This window comes from Desulfosoma profundi, from assembly GCF_055387865.1.
The window spans coordinates 2,442,378-2,460,088 of sequence record NZ_AP042420.1 but is presented as its reverse complement, the minus strand read 5'-3'; the positions used below and the strand labels follow the sequence as shown (position 1 = coordinate 2,460,088).

The following is a 17,711-nucleotide window of genomic DNA, read 5'->3' as shown; positions in this document are numbered from 1 at the left end:
GGGCGATTTGCCCGATTGACAAACTCTCCGTCGTTTCTATACATGGGGTGTTTTTCCGTGACCGCAGGCTGCAGAAGGACGCCTCATGCCCTCAAAAACTGCTCGGAACCGCCTTATTTTCAATGTCCTGGAAGCGCTTCGGGAGGGCTTGACGCATTTTTCCGGGCCGAGTCGGGTCGCTTGTCTTTACGCAGAAAAGCCGGAAGATCCCATCCGAGTGTGCGACCCGGAAGACCTGCTCCGAGGCCACGAACCCAAACTCAAAGAACTTTACCTGGACAGCGACGCCTGGCGGACCAAAGCCCCGGATATCCGTGGTATGAAACGCTTCGGGCAGATTTCTGTCGAACCCAACCTGCATCTTTCCGGGCTCATCTCCTTTGGCGGCCGATCCCGATCGATTTTTTACCAAATGTGGTTCACGGAACATCATCCGGACATGTGTTCCATTATTCCCACAGAGCGCTGGTTGGAGCACGCCGCGTTTCTTTTGTCTCATGATTTCGCCACCGCCAAAACCTTCTATACCGATTCTTCTCAGTATGTGCTGCGAGAGTACGCCACTCACGCCGTGCACGATGCCCTCCTCGACGAACTCAACCTCAAACTCGGCTGGGACAGTCGTCTGCGCATCTATCCTATTTTGGACGCGGTTTTGGAACTGTCCAAGACTCCCGAAGAAGGGGCCTGGCCTCGAGGAAAGCTCGTCTTCATCGAAGACGGCTTTCTTGAGGACTTGCCGCTCATGGCCGTCTTTCCGGAATGGGAACGCCCGGCCATCAGCAATGCACGACATATTCGAAAGATTTTGCTGGCTGTAGAACATTCCGAACGATGGCTCGTCTCCAACGGCCGGACCCTTGTCGGGATCGGTAGAGGGCCGCTGCCGGAATACCGAATCAGCGCGGAGTTTTTGGGCAGTTACGGTTTTCTCCGACTGAATGGGCAACCCGTGTGCAGTTTTTCCGAAGGGCGCTTCTATTCCTCCAACCGCCGGGCGAAACTGGTGCAACTCGAAGAAGCCTTGCTCACTTCGGACATGGATCCATCGGCAGCTCATACCCTTTTTCAAATCGTTGCCAGCATCGTCCATAACGCGCAGGAACGCAAACACGGCTGCACGTTGGTTTTGGATCTGGGATCCGCGATCCTTCCCATTTCCGGGCACCTGTTGGAAAGCCCGCTGGATCTTCGGGAACCGGCCAATCTGGATTTGGCCAAATCCTTATCCAAAATGGACGGGGCATTACACATCGGCGGCGACGGGAAGCTTTACCGATTCGCTTGCCTTTTGGATGGCACCAGCGTGCCGGGCGAAGATCGATCCCGAGGCGCCCGATACAATTCGGCGTTACGGTTCAGCGCGCAACAGGAACAAACCTTCATCGTCGTCGTCTCTTCGGACCGCCCCGTGTCGGTCATTCACGGCGGCGTTGAACTTTCCGCGTCCTGCCCGTGGAGCCCCACTTTTATCTTGAGCGGTACCCCGCCCACGTTGTCCGATTGGATTTCCCTCGGCTAATGCGACATTCCCATTGTGATTTCCTATTGGATCACGAGAGGTACGGAGATTATCGTTTTCTTCAGCCCTTGGAGATCGTGATGGGGGCGTGTGTTTGGCATGGGGTAGGGAGGTGGATCAAGGTCCATGGGGAAACCCAAACTGGCGTGCCCTAATTTTACTCAGGATTGCAATCGTTTGCGCCGTTTTGCCTTGGAGGTCGGCCTGGAGGGTGTGGACTGGAGTTTCACGCAAAAGGAGCTTCCACAAAACCCTAAGGAAGCCTCGGGCATAGCGAGGAAGCTTTCCGAGCTGAGGCCTTTGGAAGTCCGTTACCATGCCGCCTTTCCCACGGTGGATTTGGGGCATGACGATCCGCGAAAGGCTCAAGCCGCTTTTCGGATTTTCGAACAGGTGTGCCGCCTGGTGTCCAAGTTGGACGGACAGTGCCTCACAATTCATGTGGGTCTCGGCCGAAATACCACGGAAGACCTCTCCTGGGACAGAACCCTGGAAAACCTCTCGCGCCTGAACACTGTGGCCCAGCGGCTCGGTGTGCGATTGTGCCTGGAAAATTTGGCATGGGGGTGGACCAGTCGGCCGGAGCTCTTTGAAAAGATGTTGCGACATTGCGGCCTATGGGGCACGTTTGACATCGGCCATGCGGTGGTCAGCCCATCCATTGTGTCAGAACGGTTCGACCTCCACGATTTCCTCACGCCTCATGCAGAACGCATCCTCAATGCCCACGTCTATCATCTGGAATTGGACGACCGCCATTTCCCCCCGGAATCCGTGGAAGACGTGGCCGATCGGCTGGATCTGCTCAGAACGCTTCCCGCCTGCGAATGGTGGGTGCTGGAGCTGCGGGACGAGCCTTCGGTGCGATCCACTCTTGACGTCATCCGATCCTATCTGCAAAAAGACAACGGCAACGTCGGCATCGGGGGATTCGGTGTGTAAAAGGTTCACCTGAAAAGGAAAGTGCTTTTGTCTTCATCCGTACCGCCCTGGCAGACAAAACCCACCGATCGGTTCATTCTTCGCTGGATCAAAATTCATCTTTCGGCACGCCTCACACCCCATGTAGCGCAGGTGCCCGGTGTGCGTCCTTGGATGATCACGGTGGCTTCCACCACCTTAGGAGTGCTCGCCGGGGTGGTTTTCGGTTTGGGATGGGGCCTGACCGCCGGGTGTCTGGCGGCGTTCGCTCAGGTTTTGGATGGCGTTGACGGCCAACTGGCGCGGATGAGGGGCATGGAAACCCCATGGGGAGCCTTCTGGGACTCCACGCTGGACCGCTATGCCGACGGGGCGCTGCTCGTGGGCATGAGCACTTACGTCGCCCAGGAAGTGCCCGCCATCCCTTTGGGGCTGCTCATCCCTTTGGCCGCCGCCGCCCTCATCGGATGCAGCCTCATCAGCTACACCACGGCCCGGGCAGAAAATCTTGGGCTGGATTTGGGTCCTCCCACATTGGCCAGCAAAGGCACCCGCAGCGCGCTCATCATTGTGTCGGCATGGGCGACGGTGTTCTGGAAAGGGGCCCCGTGGATGGCTTTGCTGATTTTGGCCGGCCTCACCAACATCGTCGTCATCCGAAGGCTCCTGCGTGTCAAAACGGCACACCTTCTGCCGGAATCTGGAAAAAACCACGCAACCCATACAAAGAGGTGACGGGATGGAACCATGGGAATCGTGCGGTGTCATTCACGGCCGCTTCCAAATCCTCCATCACGACCATCTCCGATACCTCATGGCGGGAAAGGCTCGCTGTGGGCATCTGGTCGTGGGAATCACCAATCCGGAACCGGCGCTGACCGCCGAGGACGAGACGGATCCCACCCGCAGCGACCCTGCAGCCAACCCTCTGACCTACTTCGAAAGGCAGCTCATGGTGCGTCAGGCTTTGGAATCTCAGGGGGTCCCGCTGCAGGATTTCACCGTTGTGCCCTTTCCCGTGAATTTTCCGGATCGTTACCGCTACTACGTTCCCCTGGATGCAGTTTTCTTCCTCACCATTTATGACGATTGGGGCCGCAAGAAACTCGCCATGTTTCAATCTCTTGGCTTAAAAACCCACGTGCTGTGGGAAAAACCCCTGGAACACAAGGGAATCAGCGCCGCCGAGGTACGCCGACGCATTCGGGAGGGGCTCCCTTGGGAGCACCTGGTCCCCGAAACCACCGCCTGGCTCGTTAAAGTTTGGAAGATCGCCCAACGGCTCCAGACCGCCGCGGAACGACGGGATTGATTGGAGTCTCGGCTTTTAAGACCCCGCGGGACCGTATCCGCTGAACCCCCCACGAAGAACCCGCCCGGGTCCAGCAACGGCCTCGGGCAGGCTAAGCCTTGCCTGACGGGACCTCCCACTGGAGGTCTTTGTCCAGCTCTTGGAAAAGATCTTCCAGCCGGTACAAAAGCTGATCCAAATCTCGAAGCTCCCGTGTAAGGAGTGCCTCTCGCGCCGTGTCTCGGCAGTGGACCAGTGCCGGCACGTGTTTTTCCAGCACTTTCTTCCATTCCTTGGACACTTTGGGGTCCCGCGCCGTCCGAGCCAGCTCATCCACAAGATGGTACAGGGTGGGTGGATCGTCCACCAGGTGCTTTTTGCCCACATCTCGGAACAGGGCGGCGCAGCCTGGATAGAGTCGACCGAAACCTCCCCGTTCGTATGCCGGAACAAGGCGGATCTCAATCTCCATGGTGCGACTCATGATTGCACCTCCTTCCCACTACTCGGGGCGTCCTCAACGGCCGCTCGGGCCGGTGAAGGCAGGGCGGCTCTTTTTGATGCTGCGCATCCAGATCTTCCCACCTGGCTCAAAATGTGCTAAAGACGCCTCGTGGTTCTGCCGACTCTTTCCAATGAGTTGACTTCACATCCCCGACCGTCAACCTCGTGGGTCGTTCCCCACGGAATTTCCGCAATGGAGAGGCAAGGCAGGTTTCAGGAGAAGCCATGACCCAATTTAAAGTCTTTGTCACGCAGGATGGGAAAGGAACCATTATTTGCCCCCAATGCGGTTTCACCCGCCGGGTGAATGCTTCAAGTCTTGCTTCGGAAAAGAAGGTCGTTCGAGTCCGCTGCACCTGTGGTCATTCTTTCCATGTCTCCTTTGAAACCCGCAAGTCCTATCGGAAAGATGTCTTCATTTTCGGAGATTATCGAAAAAAAACGGGGGATGCCAACACCCCTCTAAGGCAGATGATCGTCCGGGACCTCTCTCAGACAGGCTGCCAGTTTCAAACCCCCGGGGCCCACGATCTGAAAGTCGGTGATCTTGTGTACATGGAGATTCCGCTCCCCGACCAGCGGAAATCTTTAGTCAAAGTTACAGGAGAGGTGCGGCGGGTTGACGGGAAGAATGTCGGCGTTCTCTTCGTGGATTACCATCCGGGCTCCGAAAAGGCGCTCGCCTTTTTCCTCATGCCTTAGCCGATTTTTGTGTATCGCCCCGAAAGTTTTTCTCCATTTTCTTCGTGCCTTGACCCATATACCGTCCTTGGGATAAGTTTTGCGTAATATCTGACGCACCCTGAACCAGCTATGGCTCCATCAATTCCAAAGGACCGCCATGAAGGACGGCGTGACTGACAGGGGCCGATTCCGCCCACAATCCCCAACACGGGCATTGCAGCGCGAGGTTCTCCTATCTTCCCGCGCATTTTTTTGGGGTCCGCTCCAAAAACCGGGAGATCTGAAGATCTATCCCAAGGAGGGCAGTAGCCATGTTACTCAAGAAGGAAGAGATCGAAGCGCGCACCACCACGGAGGACGGGCAGCTCTTTTTGCAGAAAGCCTGCCAAGACGGCCTTGAAACGGTCTGGGACCGTTACGAAGCGCAAAAGCCCCAATGTGGATTTTGCGAACTCGGCCTCAGCTGTCGCAATTGCGCCATGGGACCGTGCCGTATCGACCCCTTCGGGGAAGGCCCCCAGAAAGGTGTCTGCGGCGCCGACGCCGACATTATCGTCGCCCGCAATCTCGGACGCATGATCGCCGCCGGTTCGGCATCCCATTCGGACCACGGGCGGGATCTTGTGGAGGTTCTTCGCAAGGTGGGAGAGGGGAAAGCCCCGGGATACACCATCCGCAGCGTGGATAAGCTCAAAAGGGTGGCGGCGGAATTCGGCATCGCCCTTGACGGCAAGACACCTCAGACCCTGGCTGTGGAACTGGCTCATGCCATGGAAGAGGAATTCGGCACCCGAAAAAAGGCCTTGACCTTTCTTGCCCGAGTGCCGGAGAAGCGCCGGGCGCTTTGGGCAAAGCTGGGAATCACCCCAAGAGGCATCGATCGGGAAACTTCGGAAATGATGCACCGCACCCATATGGGTGTCGATAACGACTGGCAAAGCCTCCTACTTCACGGATTGCGCAATGCTTTGTCCGACGGTTGGGGAGGATCCTTCATTGCCACAGAAGTGTCCGACATTCTTTTCGGGATTCCCCAGCCGGTGGCATCGGAGGTGAATCTTGGAGTCCTTAAACAGGATCAGGTGAACGTCGTCCTTCACGGACACAATCCCATTGTGTCCGAAATGATTTTCGAAGCGGCCAACGACCCGGAACTCCTCGCGTTGGCAGCTCAAAAAGGCGCCAAGGGCATCAACCTGGCAGGGCTGTGCTGCACGGGCAATGAGCTGCTGATGCGCCGCGGCATCCCCATGGCGGGCAACCACCTCATGACGGAGCTGGCTCTAAGCACCGGGCTCGTGGACATGATGCTGGTGGATTATCAGTGCATCATGCCCGCTTTGGGAGAGATCGCCACATGCTACCACACCCTCATGGTCTCCACGAGCGACAAGGCCAAGTATCCGCACATGGCCCACCACGAGTTCCACCCGGAAACCGCCGAAGCAAAAGCTCGGGAACTGGTCCGGCAGGCCGTGGAAAACTTCACGCGTCGCATCCCGGCCAAGATTCTCGTCCCCCCAAAGGAACCGACGAAAATGATGGCTGGGTTCAGCGTCGAAGCCATTATAACCGCGCTGGGGGGAAGTCCCACCCCGCTGATCGAGGCCATAAAGTCCGGCGCCGTGCAAGGGGCCGTCGGGGTCGTCGGCTGCAACAACCCAAAAATCCGTCATGACCACGGGCACGTGACGTTGACGAGGCGCCTCATTGAAAACGACATTCTGGTTGTGGACACGGGCTGCGCCGCCGTCGCCCACGCCAAAGCCGGCCTCAAGGTGCCGGAAGCCGCGGGGCAAGCCGGCCCGGGACTGCAGCAGGTGTGCAAAACCCTCGGCATACCGCCGGTCCTTCACATGGGAAGCTGTGTGGATAACGTGCGCATTCTAGACCTGGCCGCTGCCTTGGCCAACACGCTTGGAACCGATATTTCCGATCTTCCCTTGGCCGCCGCCGCTCCGGAATGGTATTCGGAAAAAGCGGTCTCCATTGCCTGTTATGCTGTAGCCTCCGGAGTGTTTACCGTACTGGGCACGGCACCGCCCATTTTCGGCAGCGCCAACGTTGTCAAGCTTCTCACCGAAGATATCCAAAACCTGCTCGGAGCCTCTTTTGCCGTGGAGCCCGACCCGGAAAAGGCGGCGGCTCGCATCATCGACCATATCCGGCAAAAGAGAAAAGCGCTGGGGTTGTGAGATCCATGGAAGGAGCCGATGATGGAAACAACCATCCTTGAGAGGGTTATGGTGCGGCTGGAACGGTGCGTCGGATGCCGTTCTTGTGAACTGGCCTGTCGGGTGGCGCATTCTCGAAGCGGCACCCTTTGGGCGGCAATCTTGGAAGAACCCAAGCCAAAGCGTCGCGTCTTTGTGGAGCAGGCGGCGGAAAGACCGGTCCTTTCCTGTGTCGTCACTGCGAGGACGCGCCGTGCGTCCGGTGCTGCCCCACAGGGGCCCTGCGCTTTGATGAGCTCACCGGGCTGGTCGCCTACTCGGTGGAGCGATGCATCGGCTGCCACGCCTGCATCATGGCCTGCCCGTTTGGCGTGATTGAGCCAGGCGGAGGGGAACCCTTTGTGGTCAAGTGCGACCGATGCCTGGGAAGAAATCAGCCGGCATGTGTGGAAGCCTGTCCGACGAAAGCTCTGGTGTTGGAAAGCGTTTTTCTTTCGGACCGACGTCGTCGCACCATCAGCCGTTTTGTGGACGCGGCCCGCATGGTTCCGGGTGAGGAGAATGTGGGCGCCTCGGGGAGCGTTCAAAGCTCATGAACAACACCGCTTGCGTTCGGACCGTATGCCCGTACTGCGCTGTCGGGTGTCATCTGGACCTCATCGTGGAACAGGACCGGGTGATTGGGCTGGAATATGCACTGGATTCCCCCGTCAACGCCGGCCGTCTATGCGCCAAAGGACATGCCGCCTTGGCGATCTTAGAGCATCCTGAGCGCCTCACGCGCCCACTCCAACGCACAGCTTCCGGCTGGACCCCTCTGCCCTGGGAAGCGGCATTGGCGACGGCGGCGGAAAGAATCCAGACGCTCATCCGCACTCATGGTCCTCAGAGCCTGGGCTTTCTGTCCACCGCGAAGGGGACCAACGAAGAGAATTATTTATTACAAAAACTGGCGCGGATTCTTGGAACACCCCATGTGGACCACTGCGCGCGCCTCTGCCATGCCAGCACCCTCGCCGGGCTTGGTCCAATGCTCGGCCTCGGGGCGGCCACCAATCCGTTATCGGACCTGGCCCATGCGGATTGCCTCTTCTTTGTGGGCTCAAACCTTGCGGAAAACCATCCGGTCGCCTTTCGATGGGTCCAGGAAGCCAAGGACCGGGGTGCTTGCATTGTCGTGGCGGATCCTCGACGCACTCCCACCACCTGGATCGCCGACCTCCATTTGCCCGTGCGCCCAGGGACGGACACGGCCCTTGTGGCGGCTATGCTTCACGTCATCTTTCGGGATGGACTTCACGATGAGGCCTTTATCGCTCAGAGAACCGTGGGTGTGGACGCCCTGCGGGCGTCGGTCCGATGGAGCGACCCTTCGTGGGCAAGCCACATCACCGGGGTGCCCGCCCGGGATATCGTCCGAGCGGCACGGCTCTATGCCAAGGCTTCCCGATCGGCCCTCATCTACTGCATGGGGGTGACCCAGCATGTTCATGGGACCACAGCGGTTCAAGCCTGTGCCGATCTGGCTCTCGTCACCGGCCATGTGGGGAAACGGGGCTCGGGGCTCTTTCCCGTCCGCGGTCAAGACAACGTCCAGGGTGCCTGCGACATGGGAGCGCTGAGTGGCCTCCTGCCCGGGTATCGGCCTGTGACGGATCCGGACGCCCGGGCCTTTTTTGAAAACGCATGGGGACTGCCTGCTGGGACGCTGCCCCCCATGGTGGGGCTGACGGTCACGGAAATGGAACAGGCGGCCGGGGAAAGCCTCCGCGGCCTGATCGCCGTCGGGGAGAATCCCGTGGTCACCAGCCCAAACAGCCAAAAGACCCGGGAAAGCCTGCAGCGACTGGATTTTTTCCTTGTGGTGGACTTGTTCCTCACAGAAACCGCTGAGCTGGCCCATCTCGTGCTGCCCGCGGCAGCCTGGGCGGAAAAAAGCGGCTCCCGAACCAACACGGATCGGCGGGTCCAGTGGTCGCCGAAAGTCGTCACCCCTCCGGGAGAAGCTCGGCCCGACTGGAAGATCCTCACGGATCTCGCCCATCACCTCGGACTCCAACGTTTTTTCCCATATAACGGCCCAGAAGACATCCTGGAAGAAATCCGCCGCGTGGTCCCCGCCTACGGCGGTATCGGGCCGCAGCGCCTCATGACGGCCATGGGCGGCATCCATTGGCCATGTCCCCATGAGGCACATCCCGGCACCCCCATACTCCATACAGAGCAATTCGCCACCGCCGACGGCCGGGCTCGGCTCTTTCCCATTGAATTTCGGCCGCTCTCCGAAAATCCCGACAGGGAATTCCCCTATTGCCTGACCACTGGTCGGGTGACGGTGCATTACAACAGCGGGGCCATGACCCGAAGGACCCCCAGTTTAAGCCTTCGAGCCCCTCGCCTGGTCGTAGACATGCATCCTGAGGACGCCGCGCGGGAAAAGCTCGCAGACGGGGATCGGGTGCGAATCGTCACGCGCCGGGGATTCGTGGAAGCTTGTCTCCACCTCACGGAGACAGTCCCCCCGGGTGTCGTCTTCGCTCCCTTTCACTTTCCCGAAACCAACGTCCTCACTCAGGATGCTCTCGATCCATGGGCCAAAATCCCCGAATACAAGACCGCGGCGTGCAGAGTGGAAAAGGGAGGTGAGAGCTAGACTATGAACGCTTTTCTTCACGTGGACTTTCAACGCTGCACGGCATGCTTCGCCTGCGAAACGGCGTGTGAAACAACGCATGGGGGCGCCTCCCGCATTTATCTCGCCTTTGTCAACGATCTTCCGGTGCCCGTGATGTGTCGGCAGTGCGAAAACAGCCCCTGCGTCATCGCATGTCCGGAGAAAGCTTTGGTCTGGCGCGAAGCCGACGGCGTGGTGTTCTTGGCTGACCGGTGCACGCGCTGCGGCTTCTGCGCCATGGCGTGTCCTTTCGGGGTCCTGACGGTTAACCCGCTCGGTTCGCCGAGCGTTGCCAAATGCGACCTGTGCCGTGACCGTCGGGGGGAAGGCAAACGGCCGGCCTGCGTACTCACGTGCCCAACGGAGGCCCTCACCGACAGGGTCACTGTCCCGCTGCGGCGACGACGCCTAAAGCAAACCCTCCCGCCGGAAAGCTTGCCGAACCGGGGCAGCCGGTAGGGTTCCGGAGAAAAAGGAACGTGAGACGCCAAGCCCGGATAAATCCACGGCGGGACAACTTTACGGAATCGGGATATGGCCATGGTCGAGCCGGGAAAAAACCGACACCTTGTCATTGATGTGGAAAAATGTTGCGGATGTTTTGCATGCGCCGCGGCGTGCCCGCACCAATCCATCCGCTTTCGGGATGAGTCTTCCGAGCGGATTTTTTCGGCACCACGTCTCTGTTCCGCCGACTGTGATGCCTGCCAGAAGGTGTGTCCTGTGAATGCCGTCGCTTTGGTCCCCGTCCCGTCCGTTGAAGCCTCCCACGCGGAGTCCGCCGTCCTTTGGTCCATTCCTTTGGCCCGATGCCGAAAATGCGGGCACCCCTACACGACGGAAAAAATCCGACATCTGCTCGCCCAAAAGCTCTCCATGGAAATCAACATTCCCGACGTCCCCCCTGCATGGATCTCCATGTGCCCCGCATGTCGTCGGGAAGACGAAGCCTATCGCCTAAGGGCCGCCTCGAGGACGCTTTCGGGATCGGTCGGCTAGGAAACCGGGCGTCGGCACGGCCACAACCCGTCGCGACCCCGTCGCGGCTGCTACGACCTGAATGCCCTGACGGCCGGAAAAATTCATCGCACATGCCGGACATCAGCCCAGGAACGCCCCCCACAGGTCATCATGAACCTGAAGAACCCACTTCCCATCTCCTCCGGACGACGGCCCCCGGCCCGGCCGCCTCGAGAATCGGCTTGACATCCCGTGGGGTATTTTTCTACATAGCAAAACAATTCATTGCAGCGTGAAATTTTGTGAACCCGTGGGGAGCGAACACAATGGCACCGAAGGTGACAATCATGGAGGACGGATCCAGGGCCTTTATCCAGTCCCTTTCCCGGGGAATGGCGGTTCTGGAAGTGCTGTCTCAGGCGGAAAGACCGCTGAACTTGACGGAAATCGCCGAAGCCGTCGGTCTCAATAAGGTCACCGTATCGCGGTTTTGTTACACATGGGTGCGACTGGGGTATCTCCATAAAACCGCGGACAAGTACTATTTCTTGGCCCCGAAAATGCTCGCCCTCGGTTATGCGGCCCTGAGCCGCATGGACATCAGACAGGTGGGCGAACCGTACTTGCAGGACTTATCGCGACGTCTCGGGGAAACCGTCAACATGGCGGTTCGCGACGGGCAGGAAATCCTCTACGTGGACCGTTACGTCACCGAACCCATCATGAAACATCCCCTTCACATCGGGGCACGGCTCCCCATCCATTGCACTTCCATGGGCAAGGCCATCATGGCCTTCCTGCCCGACATGGAACGGGAGGAGCTCCTCCAAAACCTGCCTTTTTATGCACTCACCCACCGCACCATCACCTCCCCGGAGGCGTTTCGGCACGAGTTGGAGCTGGTTCGGAGCCGAGGCTACGCGGTCAACGACGAGGAGCTCTCGGTTGGACTGCGCTCCATCGCCGTTCCTGTGCTGAAGAAGGGGTATCCGCTGGCGGCGGTCAATGTCGCTGTTCCCACCACTCGGTATACCGTGGATGAGCTGGTGGCACAGTGTCTTCCCCCGCTTCGGGAAACAGCTCAGACCATTTCGGACCTGATGGCCAAGCAGGTGTCCGTTATACGCGTTCATCGACAGAACGAGGGCGATGCATGAACAAACTGGTGATCACCGTGGCGCCCACGGGTTCTTTGCCCGTGAGATCCAAGACACCGCACGTACCCATCACTCCCAAGGAGATCGTGGAGTGCGCCCGGCGGTGCGAATCGGCCGGTGCCTCTATCGTTCACGTGCACGTCCGGGATCCTGAAACCCAGGCTCCTTCCCCACGCTATGACCTTTTTGAAGAAGTCATGGAAGGGCTCCGCGGACGGTCTCGCTTGATCGTCCAGATTTCCACCGGGGGACGAGCGGGCATGAGCTATGAAGAGCGGAGCCAGCGGCTGGCCCTGTGTCCGGAGATGGCAAGTCTGACCACGGGTTCCGTCAATTTCCCGGATTCGGTTTATATCAACGGCCCGGATCTCATCGAAAAATTGGCCGCCGACATGCTTCGGTACGGTATCAAACCGGAAATGGAAATCTTTGATACGAGCATGATTGCCAACGCCGTGGACTTGGCGGCCCGGGGGTTGGCGCGTCCACCGCTCCACTTCAACTTTGTCATGGGACTCAAAGGGGCGATCCCCGCAACGGCGGAAAATCTCATCCATCTCAAGACCAGTCTTCCGGCGGGCGCCACCTGGACGGTGTCGGGCATAGGTGCAGCCCAATTGCCCATGAACGTTTTGGGCATTGTGATGGGGGGCCATGTGCGGGTGGGACTGGAAGACAACATCTACTATAGAAAGGGCGAATTAGCGACCAACGAGCAATTGGTGGAACGGATCGTGCGGATCGCCCGAGAACTGGGCCGGGAAGTGGCCTCCCCCGATGAGGCCCGGACACTCCTCGGACTCGGCGAAGCCTCACGTGGGGTGTCGCCGCCAGGAGAAAGCTGAAAATCGCCTCCCAGATCACCTCGGCCCAGGAGAGGCTCGACCGGAGGAAGGATTCCTTGATTCTGGTCTGGTTCACGCCGGAACATCACGTCGACGGCGACCTGTGTCGCCTCGTGAGCGGAATCGTGTTGGGGGATTTTCGGTGTTGTCCCCCGGTGCTGTGGGTTCAAGACGAAGGAGGCTTTGAATGGTCTGGAAAAGAGTGCTGTCGGTTTCAGCGGTTCTCGGGCTTTGTCTTGCGGGGTTTTCTTTCGCCGATGCAGCGGAAACCCTCAAAATCGGCGTCGTCGGTCCTCGCACAGGTCCCGCGGCGGCCACGGGCGCAGCCTTTGAGGAGGGAATCGCCCTGGCGTTGGAGGTGATCAACGGCGAACAGGGCGGTGTGCTCGGCAAGAAGGTGGAAGTGGTTTTTGAAGATACAGGCGGAACGCCGGAAAAGGCAGCCTCAGGCCTCGAAAAACTCATCACGGGCGACAAGGTGGTGGTCACCGTCGGCGAAAGCCACTCCTCTTGCGCGCTGGCCGAGGTGCCCATCGCCGACCGATACAAACATCCGCTGATCATTGCGGAAGCATGGGCGGATGAAATCACCGCCAAGAATTCCCGCTACGTCTTCCGCGCCGGGCCGTGTAACAGCGGGGTCGTTAAGGACAATCTGCTGGGTTTCGTTAAAGATTACGGCTTCAAACGCGTGGCCATCGTGGCGGAAAACACGGACTGGGGTCTGGGAATTAAGAAACTGGCCGAAGACGGCCTCAAGGCCATGGGCGTGGAATTCATGACCGTGGAAACGGAACGTCAAAGCCAGGATCATTACACCGAACTGAACAAGATTGCGGCCTTTCAGCCGGATCTCGTGCTGGCTTTCATTTACGGCTTTGGCGTCCACTATTTTATCGCCCAGGCCAATGAAACAGGACTGTTCCCGCAAAAAGCGTTAATCCTGGAAGGCGCCGGTCCGCCGAGCCTGTGGCCTGAATTTTGGCAAAATGTGGGCGATGCCGGCAATCTGGAGCTGTTTCTCTCCAGGATGCACAGCAAAGTGGACTTCAACCAAGTGTCCAAGAAGTACCGGGAAGCTTATACGAAAAAGTTCGGAAAGGAACCCACGGATTACAAATCCCGCTCCATCTATGACGTGCTGCTCATCGCCGCCGACGCCATCCGCCGTGCCGGATCCACCGACAGTGAAAAGGTGGTGGACGCTCTGGAAAAAACAAAGTTGGAAGTGGGCAGTGGCGTGGTTCAGTTCGGGCTGGAAAAAGGGGATTACCGTTACCACCAGTGGCAGCCGCCGATGCTGATCGTGCAGTGGCAGAATAAGGAACAGGTGGTGGTGTATCCCATGAACGTCAAGACGGGAGAACTCAAGAAGAAGTAACCTCCGAGGGGCGGGTTGTCCCGCCCCAATTCATAACCCCTGTCGCCACGCCCGGACTCTGCGGCACTTGTGGAAAGGACGTTCTCTTTATGCAGGATTTCCTCCTCTACGCCACCAACGGCCTCCTGCTGGGCGTCATCTATGCGCTTTCCGCTTTAGGCGTCTCGCTCATCGTGGGCATCATGAACGTCATCAATTTCTCCCACGGGGAGCTTTACGTTCTGGCCGGTTATTTCAGTGCGTTGTTCGCTCGGGCTTTGGGGCTTCCCGTCGCCGTGGCCGCGACGCTCGCCGTCGTGGTGGTGTTCGTTTTCGGTCTCGTGGTCGAACGAACGCTTATCCGAAACACCTACGGCAATGACATGGCCTCTTTGATCAACACGTTTGTGTTGTCCATTGTCTTGCAAAATGCCTATTTGCTCATTTTCGGTCCCTATCCCCAAAAGCCCCCCAGTTGGGTGAGCGGCTCCACCCACATCTTTGGTTTGTTTTATTACGGAAACCAGCGTCTGGCAGCCCTGGTCGCCGGAACCGCCGTGATCGCCGTGCTTTTCCTAGTCATCAAGAAAACCTGGTTCGGCAAAACCGTGCGAGCCGTGGCGCAAGATCGGGAAATGGCCGCCATGCTCGGTGTCAATCCGACCATGGTCAACATGCTCTCCTTTGCCACGGGGTGCGCTTTGGCCGCGGCGGCCGGGGTGATTCTCGCGCCCATTTTTCCAGTCACCCCCACGGTGAGTGTCGGGGTGAGTCTGACCGCATTCATCGTGGTGGTTCTGGGAGGTATGGGAAGCCTTACCGGCTGCGTCGTCGGGGGTCTCGTCCTCGGGCTTGTCCAGAATCTGGGCGCCGCCTATGTATCCTCGGGTTACAAGCATTTTTTCGGCTTTTTCATTTTGCTCCTCGTCTTGGTGGTTCGTCCGACCGGGCTTTTCGGCCAAAAACAACTCTAAGGTGGCATCAAAGGAGCCGTGCGTGATTCACCGCTGGATTCGAAAATCCCCGTTCGCTGTAATTCCCTTGCTCGCCCTCTTTCCCTTTGTCGCGGGCGACTATTGGCTGCACACGGGAATCCTTTGCCTCTTTTATGTGATGATGGCCTCCAGCTGGAACTTGTTGTCGGGATACACGGCCAGGTTTCTTTCGCCCACGCGGCCTTTGCCGGGGTGGGGGCTTACGTTTCGGGATTGGCCGCCATCCATTTTCACATCCCGCCTCTTCTCGGAGCCCTTCTGGGCATGGCGGTCGCTGCGGCCCTGGGCCTGTTTCTTGGGCTGCTGTGCATCCGCATGGGCGGTATCTATCTGTCGTTGACAACCTTGGCCTTTTCGGAAATGCTGCGCATCATCATCGACAACGAATATGAATTCACCCGCGGCACCATGGGACTCCCGGTGCCGTTCCTCTTACCGGTTTATTCAAAAACCGCCGCCTACTTTCTCATGGCCGCCGTAACCCTGGGTCTCCTTTACGCCATCCATCGTGTGGTCCGTTCCGATTTGGGAACGGCTTTCCGGGCGGTGCAAAACGATGAAACGGCGGCGGCCTCTTTGGGCATTCATGTGGTGCACATCCGGCTGGCGGCCTTCGTCATTTCCAGCACCATGGCGGGCTTGGCCGGGGCTCTCTACGGCCACTACCATCAACTCATCACCCCCGAGATCCTCTCTCTCAACCTGATGTTTCTCGTTTTGGCCATGACCGTCATCGGAGGCATGGGCACTTTTGTCGGACCCATGATCGGTGCGGTGTTTCTCCAGTTTCTTTCCGAATACATCCGCATCTACGGCCAATTTCACGTGCTCTTTTTCGGACTCATCGCCCTGGTTGTCTGCCGCTTCGCCCCGGAAGGTCTGATGGGGCTGTGGCGCAAACGTGCACAGGCGCTTTCCTCGTGAGGCATCCCATGGCTTTTTTGGAAGTTCGTGACGTGGTCAAACGTTTCGGCGGCCTTGTGGCCGTCGCCGGCGTCAGTTTTGACATGGAACAGGGGCGGATCGTGGGGCTTATCGGACCCAACGGCGCAGGAAAAACAACCCTGTTCAATTTGATTGCGGGAACTTTTCCATGTGATGAGGGAGTCATCCGCTTCTGCGGCGAAGACATGACATGCCGCAAACCCTACCACGTTTGCCGAAAGGGCATCGCCCGCACCTTTCAAATCACGCGTCCATTCGAGAAGATGACCTGTTACGAAAATGTGGTGGTCGGGCTCATCGGCCGGGACGGTTTCACCGGAGAGACTCCGGCGCGGCGCCGCCAGGTGGAAGAGCTTTTGGATTTCGTCGGCCTCAAAGATTTCATGCATACCGAAGCCCGCCACTTGAACCTCATCCACAAGAAGTTGCTGGAAATCGCCAGGGCTTTGGCCACCCGTCCCAAGCTCATTCTCCTGGACGAAGTCCTCGGCGGCCTCAATACCGGTGAGATCCTCAAAGCTTTGGATCTCATCCGTGCCATTCGGGACACGTTCGGCGTGACCATCCTGTGGATCGAACATGTGATGGGCGCCCTCATGCAGGTTGTGGAAAAGCTTTTGGTGCTCGACCGCGGCCGACTCCTCTGTCAAGGCGATCCCGAAACCGTAGTGCATGACCCGCGCGTCATCGAAGCCTATCTGGGAGAACCTGATGATTGAAGTGAAGGACCTCCACGTCTTTATCGGGGAAAACAAGATCCTGCATGGCCTTTCGTTTCAGGTTCAGGACAACGAAACCGTGGCCATCGTCGGCGCCAACGGCGTCGGGAAAACCACGCTCATCCGGACGCTCATGGGCCTGGTGAAGCCCGCCCAAGGAACCGTGAGTCTACATGGAACGGACATCGGCCCCCTGGCCCCCCACGAGGTCGTCCGCCTTGGGGTGGCGTGCGTGCCGGAAGGACGGCGGGTGTTCAAGGACTTGACCGTTCGGGAGAACTTGGAAATGGGGGCCTATCGCCGGGAAGCCCGCGGACTCATGGCCGAATCCATGGACCGCGTGACGAGCATGTTCCCCATTTTGCGACAGCGCTGGAATCAAAGAGCCGGGACCTTGTCAGGAGGGGAGCAGCAGATGCTGGCCATCGGCCGAGCCCTTATGGCCCGCCCGAAAATCCTCCTGATCGACGAGCTGTCCCTGGGCCTCGCCCCCTTGGTCGTCAAGGAAATTTTCGACCAACTCCGAGAGATCCGGCGGGCCATGACGGTGTTATTGGTGGAACAGAACGTGGAAATGACTCTCAAGAACAGCGATCGCGCCTACGTCATGGAAACAGGTCGAATCACACGACACGGTCTCTCGGCGGAATTGCTCCATGACCCGAAAATCCGGGAAGCTTATCTGGGGCTCTGATCAGCCCCCTTCCAGAGGCGGAAAGAAAACCAAATGGTCTCCGGCCGCAAGACGGCTTTCCGGAGAGCGCGCTCTGCCGTTCACGAGAAGGATCTTGGGCGCATCTTCAGGCACACCCAACAGGCGCAACACTTCCCCCACGGTGGCCCCTTCCGGCACGTCGACGAGTTTGTCTTCGGGCAGGGTCCGCGTATACTCTCGATAGGTTGCGAAGCTTTCGACCCGAATTTTCATGGCGCCTCAAATGGGCTATGGTGCCAATGGGA

The 17,711-nt window shown here is 58.7% G+C and carries 19 protein-coding genes; 17 read left to right on the top strand and 2 right to left on the bottom strand.

Going from position 1 to position 17,711, the window contains the following annotated elements:
- The first annotated feature begins 85 nt into the window (after positions 1-85).
- The 4 genes from ACZ5K9_RS10605 to ACZ5K9_RS10590 all read left to right on the top strand — a co-directional run bounded on the left by ACZ5K9_RS10605 (position 86) and on the right by ACZ5K9_RS10590 (position 3,755).
- Positions 86-1,522, top strand: coding sequence for a DNA integrity scanning protein DisA nucleotide-binding domain protein (locus ACZ5K9_RS10605; protein ID WP_464271307.1), 1,437 nt, complete (start codon positions 86-88; stop codon positions 1,520-1,522).
- 126 nt (positions 1,523-1,648) lie between these two features.
- Positions 1,649-2,464, top strand: a complete 816-nt coding sequence (locus tag ACZ5K9_RS10600; RefSeq protein ID WP_464271306.1) for a sugar phosphate isomerase/epimerase family protein — start codon at positions 1,649-1,651, stop codon at positions 2,462-2,464.
- Positions 2,465-2,491: 27 nt separating this feature from the next.
- Positions 2,492-3,178: a CDP-alcohol phosphatidyltransferase family protein gene (locus ACZ5K9_RS10595; RefSeq protein ID WP_464271305.1), complete on the top strand. Its 687-nt coding sequence runs from the start codon at positions 2,492-2,494 to the stop codon at positions 3,176-3,178.
- A 4-nt stretch (positions 3,179-3,182) separates the two neighbouring features.
- Complete coding sequence (locus ACZ5K9_RS10590; protein ID WP_464271304.1) at positions 3,183-3,755, top strand: nicotinate-nucleotide adenylyltransferase; 573 nt, start codon at positions 3,183-3,185, stop codon at positions 3,753-3,755.
- A gap of 91 nt (positions 3,756-3,846) precedes the next feature.
- Here ACZ5K9_RS10590 and ACZ5K9_RS10585 read toward each other — a convergent pair whose 3' ends face one another.
- Positions 3,847-4,218 carry a hypothetical protein gene (locus tag ACZ5K9_RS10585; protein ID WP_464271303.1) on the bottom strand — a complete coding sequence of 124 codons (372 nt, stop codon included), beginning with the start codon at positions 4,216-4,218 and terminating at the stop codon, positions 3,847-3,849.
- Positions 4,219-4,463: 245 nt separating this feature from the next.
- On the opposite strand from ACZ5K9_RS10585, the gene ACZ5K9_RS10580 reads away from it, so the two are divergent.
- The 13 genes from ACZ5K9_RS10580 to ACZ5K9_RS10520 all read left to right on the top strand — a co-directional run bounded on the left by ACZ5K9_RS10580 (position 4,464) and on the right by ACZ5K9_RS10520 (position 17,445).
- On the top strand, positions 4,464-4,940 hold the full coding sequence (locus ACZ5K9_RS10580) for a PilZ domain-containing protein (RefSeq protein ID WP_464271302.1): 477 nt from the start codon (positions 4,464-4,466) through the stop codon (positions 4,938-4,940).
- 293 nt (positions 4,941-5,233) lie between these two features.
- Positions 5,234-7,117 (top strand): anaerobic carbon-monoxide dehydrogenase catalytic subunit, encoded by a 1,884-nt coding sequence (gene cooS, locus ACZ5K9_RS10575; protein WP_464271301.1) that lies wholly within the window; start codon positions 5,234-5,236, stop codon positions 7,115-7,117.
- Between the two features lie 128 nt (positions 7,118-7,245).
- Positions 7,246-7,692: a 4Fe-4S dicluster domain-containing protein gene (locus tag ACZ5K9_RS10570; RefSeq protein WP_464271300.1), complete on the top strand. Its 447-nt coding sequence runs from the start codon at positions 7,246-7,248 to the stop codon at positions 7,690-7,692.
- Positions 7,689-9,749, top strand: a complete 2,061-nt coding sequence (fdhF, locus tag ACZ5K9_RS10565; protein WP_464271299.1) for a formate dehydrogenase subunit alpha — start codon at positions 7,689-7,691, stop codon at positions 9,747-9,749. Before ACZ5K9_RS10570 ends, fdhF begins: the two co-directional genes overlap by 4 nt.
- A gap of 3 nt (positions 9,750-9,752) precedes the next feature.
- Positions 9,753-10,229, top strand: a complete 477-nt coding sequence (locus tag ACZ5K9_RS10560) for a 4Fe-4S dicluster domain-containing protein (protein WP_464271298.1) — start codon at positions 9,753-9,755, stop codon at positions 10,227-10,229.
- 75 nt (positions 10,230-10,304) lie between these two features.
- Entirely contained in the window at positions 10,305-10,769 is a 465-nt protein-coding gene (locus ACZ5K9_RS10555; RefSeq protein WP_464271297.1) for a 4Fe-4S dicluster domain-containing protein, read from the top strand.
- A 308-nt stretch (positions 10,770-11,077) separates the two neighbouring features.
- Complete coding sequence (locus ACZ5K9_RS10550; RefSeq protein WP_464271296.1) at positions 11,078-11,887, top strand: IclR family transcriptional regulator; 810 nt, start codon at positions 11,078-11,080, stop codon at positions 11,885-11,887.
- Positions 11,884-12,732 (top strand): beta-keto acid cleavage family enzyme, encoded by an 849-nt coding sequence (locus ACZ5K9_RS10545; protein WP_464271295.1) that lies wholly within the window; start codon positions 11,884-11,886, stop codon positions 12,730-12,732. Before ACZ5K9_RS10550 ends, ACZ5K9_RS10545 begins: the two co-directional genes overlap by 4 nt.
- A 187-nt stretch (positions 12,733-12,919) precedes the next feature.
- Entirely contained in the window at positions 12,920-14,113 is a 1,194-nt protein-coding gene (locus ACZ5K9_RS10540) for an ABC transporter substrate-binding protein (RefSeq protein WP_464271294.1), read from the top strand.
- Positions 14,114-14,202: 89 nt separating this feature from the next.
- On the top strand, positions 14,203-15,066 hold the full coding sequence (locus ACZ5K9_RS10535) for a branched-chain amino acid ABC transporter permease (protein ID WP_464271293.1): 864 nt from the start codon (positions 14,203-14,205) through the stop codon (positions 15,064-15,066).
- Positions 15,067-15,189: 123 nt separating this feature from the next.
- Positions 15,190-16,011, top strand: coding sequence for a branched-chain amino acid ABC transporter permease (locus ACZ5K9_RS10530; protein ID WP_464271292.1), 822 nt, complete (start codon positions 15,190-15,192; stop codon positions 16,009-16,011).
- 8 nt (positions 16,012-16,019) lie between these two features.
- Entirely contained in the window at positions 16,020-16,751 is a 732-nt protein-coding gene (locus tag ACZ5K9_RS10525) for an ABC transporter ATP-binding protein (protein ID WP_464271291.1), read from the top strand.
- On the top strand, positions 16,744-17,445 hold the full coding sequence (locus ACZ5K9_RS10520) for an ABC transporter ATP-binding protein (RefSeq protein WP_464271290.1): 702 nt from the start codon (positions 16,744-16,746) through the stop codon (positions 17,443-17,445). The genes ACZ5K9_RS10525 and ACZ5K9_RS10520 overlap by 8 nt, the downstream gene beginning before the upstream one ends.
- Here the strand turns inward: ACZ5K9_RS10520 and ACZ5K9_RS10515 are convergent, their stop codons facing one another.
- Positions 17,446-17,679 carry a MoaD/ThiS family protein gene (locus ACZ5K9_RS10515; protein WP_464271289.1) on the bottom strand — a complete coding sequence of 78 codons (234 nt, stop codon included), beginning with the start codon at positions 17,677-17,679 and terminating at the stop codon, positions 17,446-17,448.
- Positions 17,680-17,711: the final 32 nt, after the last annotated feature.

Excerpts from the sequence above, each read along its gene's own strand:
- ACZ5K9_RS10535 (WP_464271293.1), top strand. The coding sequence starts at position 14,203 with ATGCAGGATTTCCTCCTCTACGCCACCAACGGCCTCCTGCTGGGCGTC.
- ACZ5K9_RS10605 (WP_464271307.1), top strand. The coding sequence starts at position 86 with ATGCCCTCAAAAACTGCTCGGAACCGCCTTATTTTCAATGTCCTGGAA.
- ACZ5K9_RS10550 (WP_464271296.1), top strand. The coding sequence starts at position 11,078 with ATGGAGGACGGATCCAGGGCCTTTATCCAGTCCCTTTCCCGGGGAATG.
- ACZ5K9_RS10560 (WP_464271298.1), top strand. The coding sequence starts at position 9,753 with ATGAACGCTTTTCTTCACGTGGACTTTCAACGCTGCACGGCATGCTTC.
- ACZ5K9_RS10590 (WP_464271304.1), top strand. The coding sequence starts at position 3,183 with ATGGAACCATGGGAATCGTGCGGTGTCATTCACGGCCGCTTCCAAATC.
- ACZ5K9_RS10580 (WP_464271302.1), top strand. The coding sequence starts at position 4,464 with ATGACCCAATTTAAAGTCTTTGTCACGCAGGATGGGAAAGGAACCATT.
- cooS (WP_464271301.1), top strand. The coding sequence starts at position 5,234 with ATGTTACTCAAGAAGGAAGAGATCGAAGCGCGCACCACCACGGAGGAC.
- ACZ5K9_RS10525 (WP_464271291.1), top strand. The coding sequence starts at position 16,020 with ATGGCTTTTTTGGAAGTTCGTGACGTGGTCAAACGTTTCGGCGGCCTT.
- ACZ5K9_RS10600 (WP_464271306.1), top strand. The coding sequence starts at position 1,649 with ATGGGGAAACCCAAACTGGCGTGCCCTAATTTTACTCAGGATTGCAAT.
- ACZ5K9_RS10555 (WP_464271297.1), top strand. The coding sequence starts at position 10,305 with ATGGCCATGGTCGAGCCGGGAAAAAACCGACACCTTGTCATTGATGTG.
- ACZ5K9_RS10540 (WP_464271294.1), top strand. The coding sequence starts at position 12,920 with ATGGTCTGGAAAAGAGTGCTGTCGGTTTCAGCGGTTCTCGGGCTTTGT.
- ACZ5K9_RS10585 (WP_464271303.1), bottom strand. The coding sequence starts at position 4,218 with ATGAGTCGCACCATGGAGATTGAGATCCGCCTTGTTCCGGCATACGAA.
- ACZ5K9_RS10520 (WP_464271290.1), top strand. The coding sequence starts at position 16,744 with ATGATTGAAGTGAAGGACCTCCACGTCTTTATCGGGGAAAACAAGATC.
- ACZ5K9_RS10545 (WP_464271295.1), top strand. The coding sequence starts at position 11,884 with ATGAACAAACTGGTGATCACCGTGGCGCCCACGGGTTCTTTGCCCGTG.
- ACZ5K9_RS10515 (WP_464271289.1), bottom strand. The coding sequence starts at position 17,679 with ATGAAAATTCGGGTCGAAAGCTTCGCAACCTATCGAGAGTATACGCGG.
- fdhF (WP_464271299.1), top strand. The coding sequence starts at position 7,689 with ATGAACAACACCGCTTGCGTTCGGACCGTATGCCCGTACTGCGCTGTC.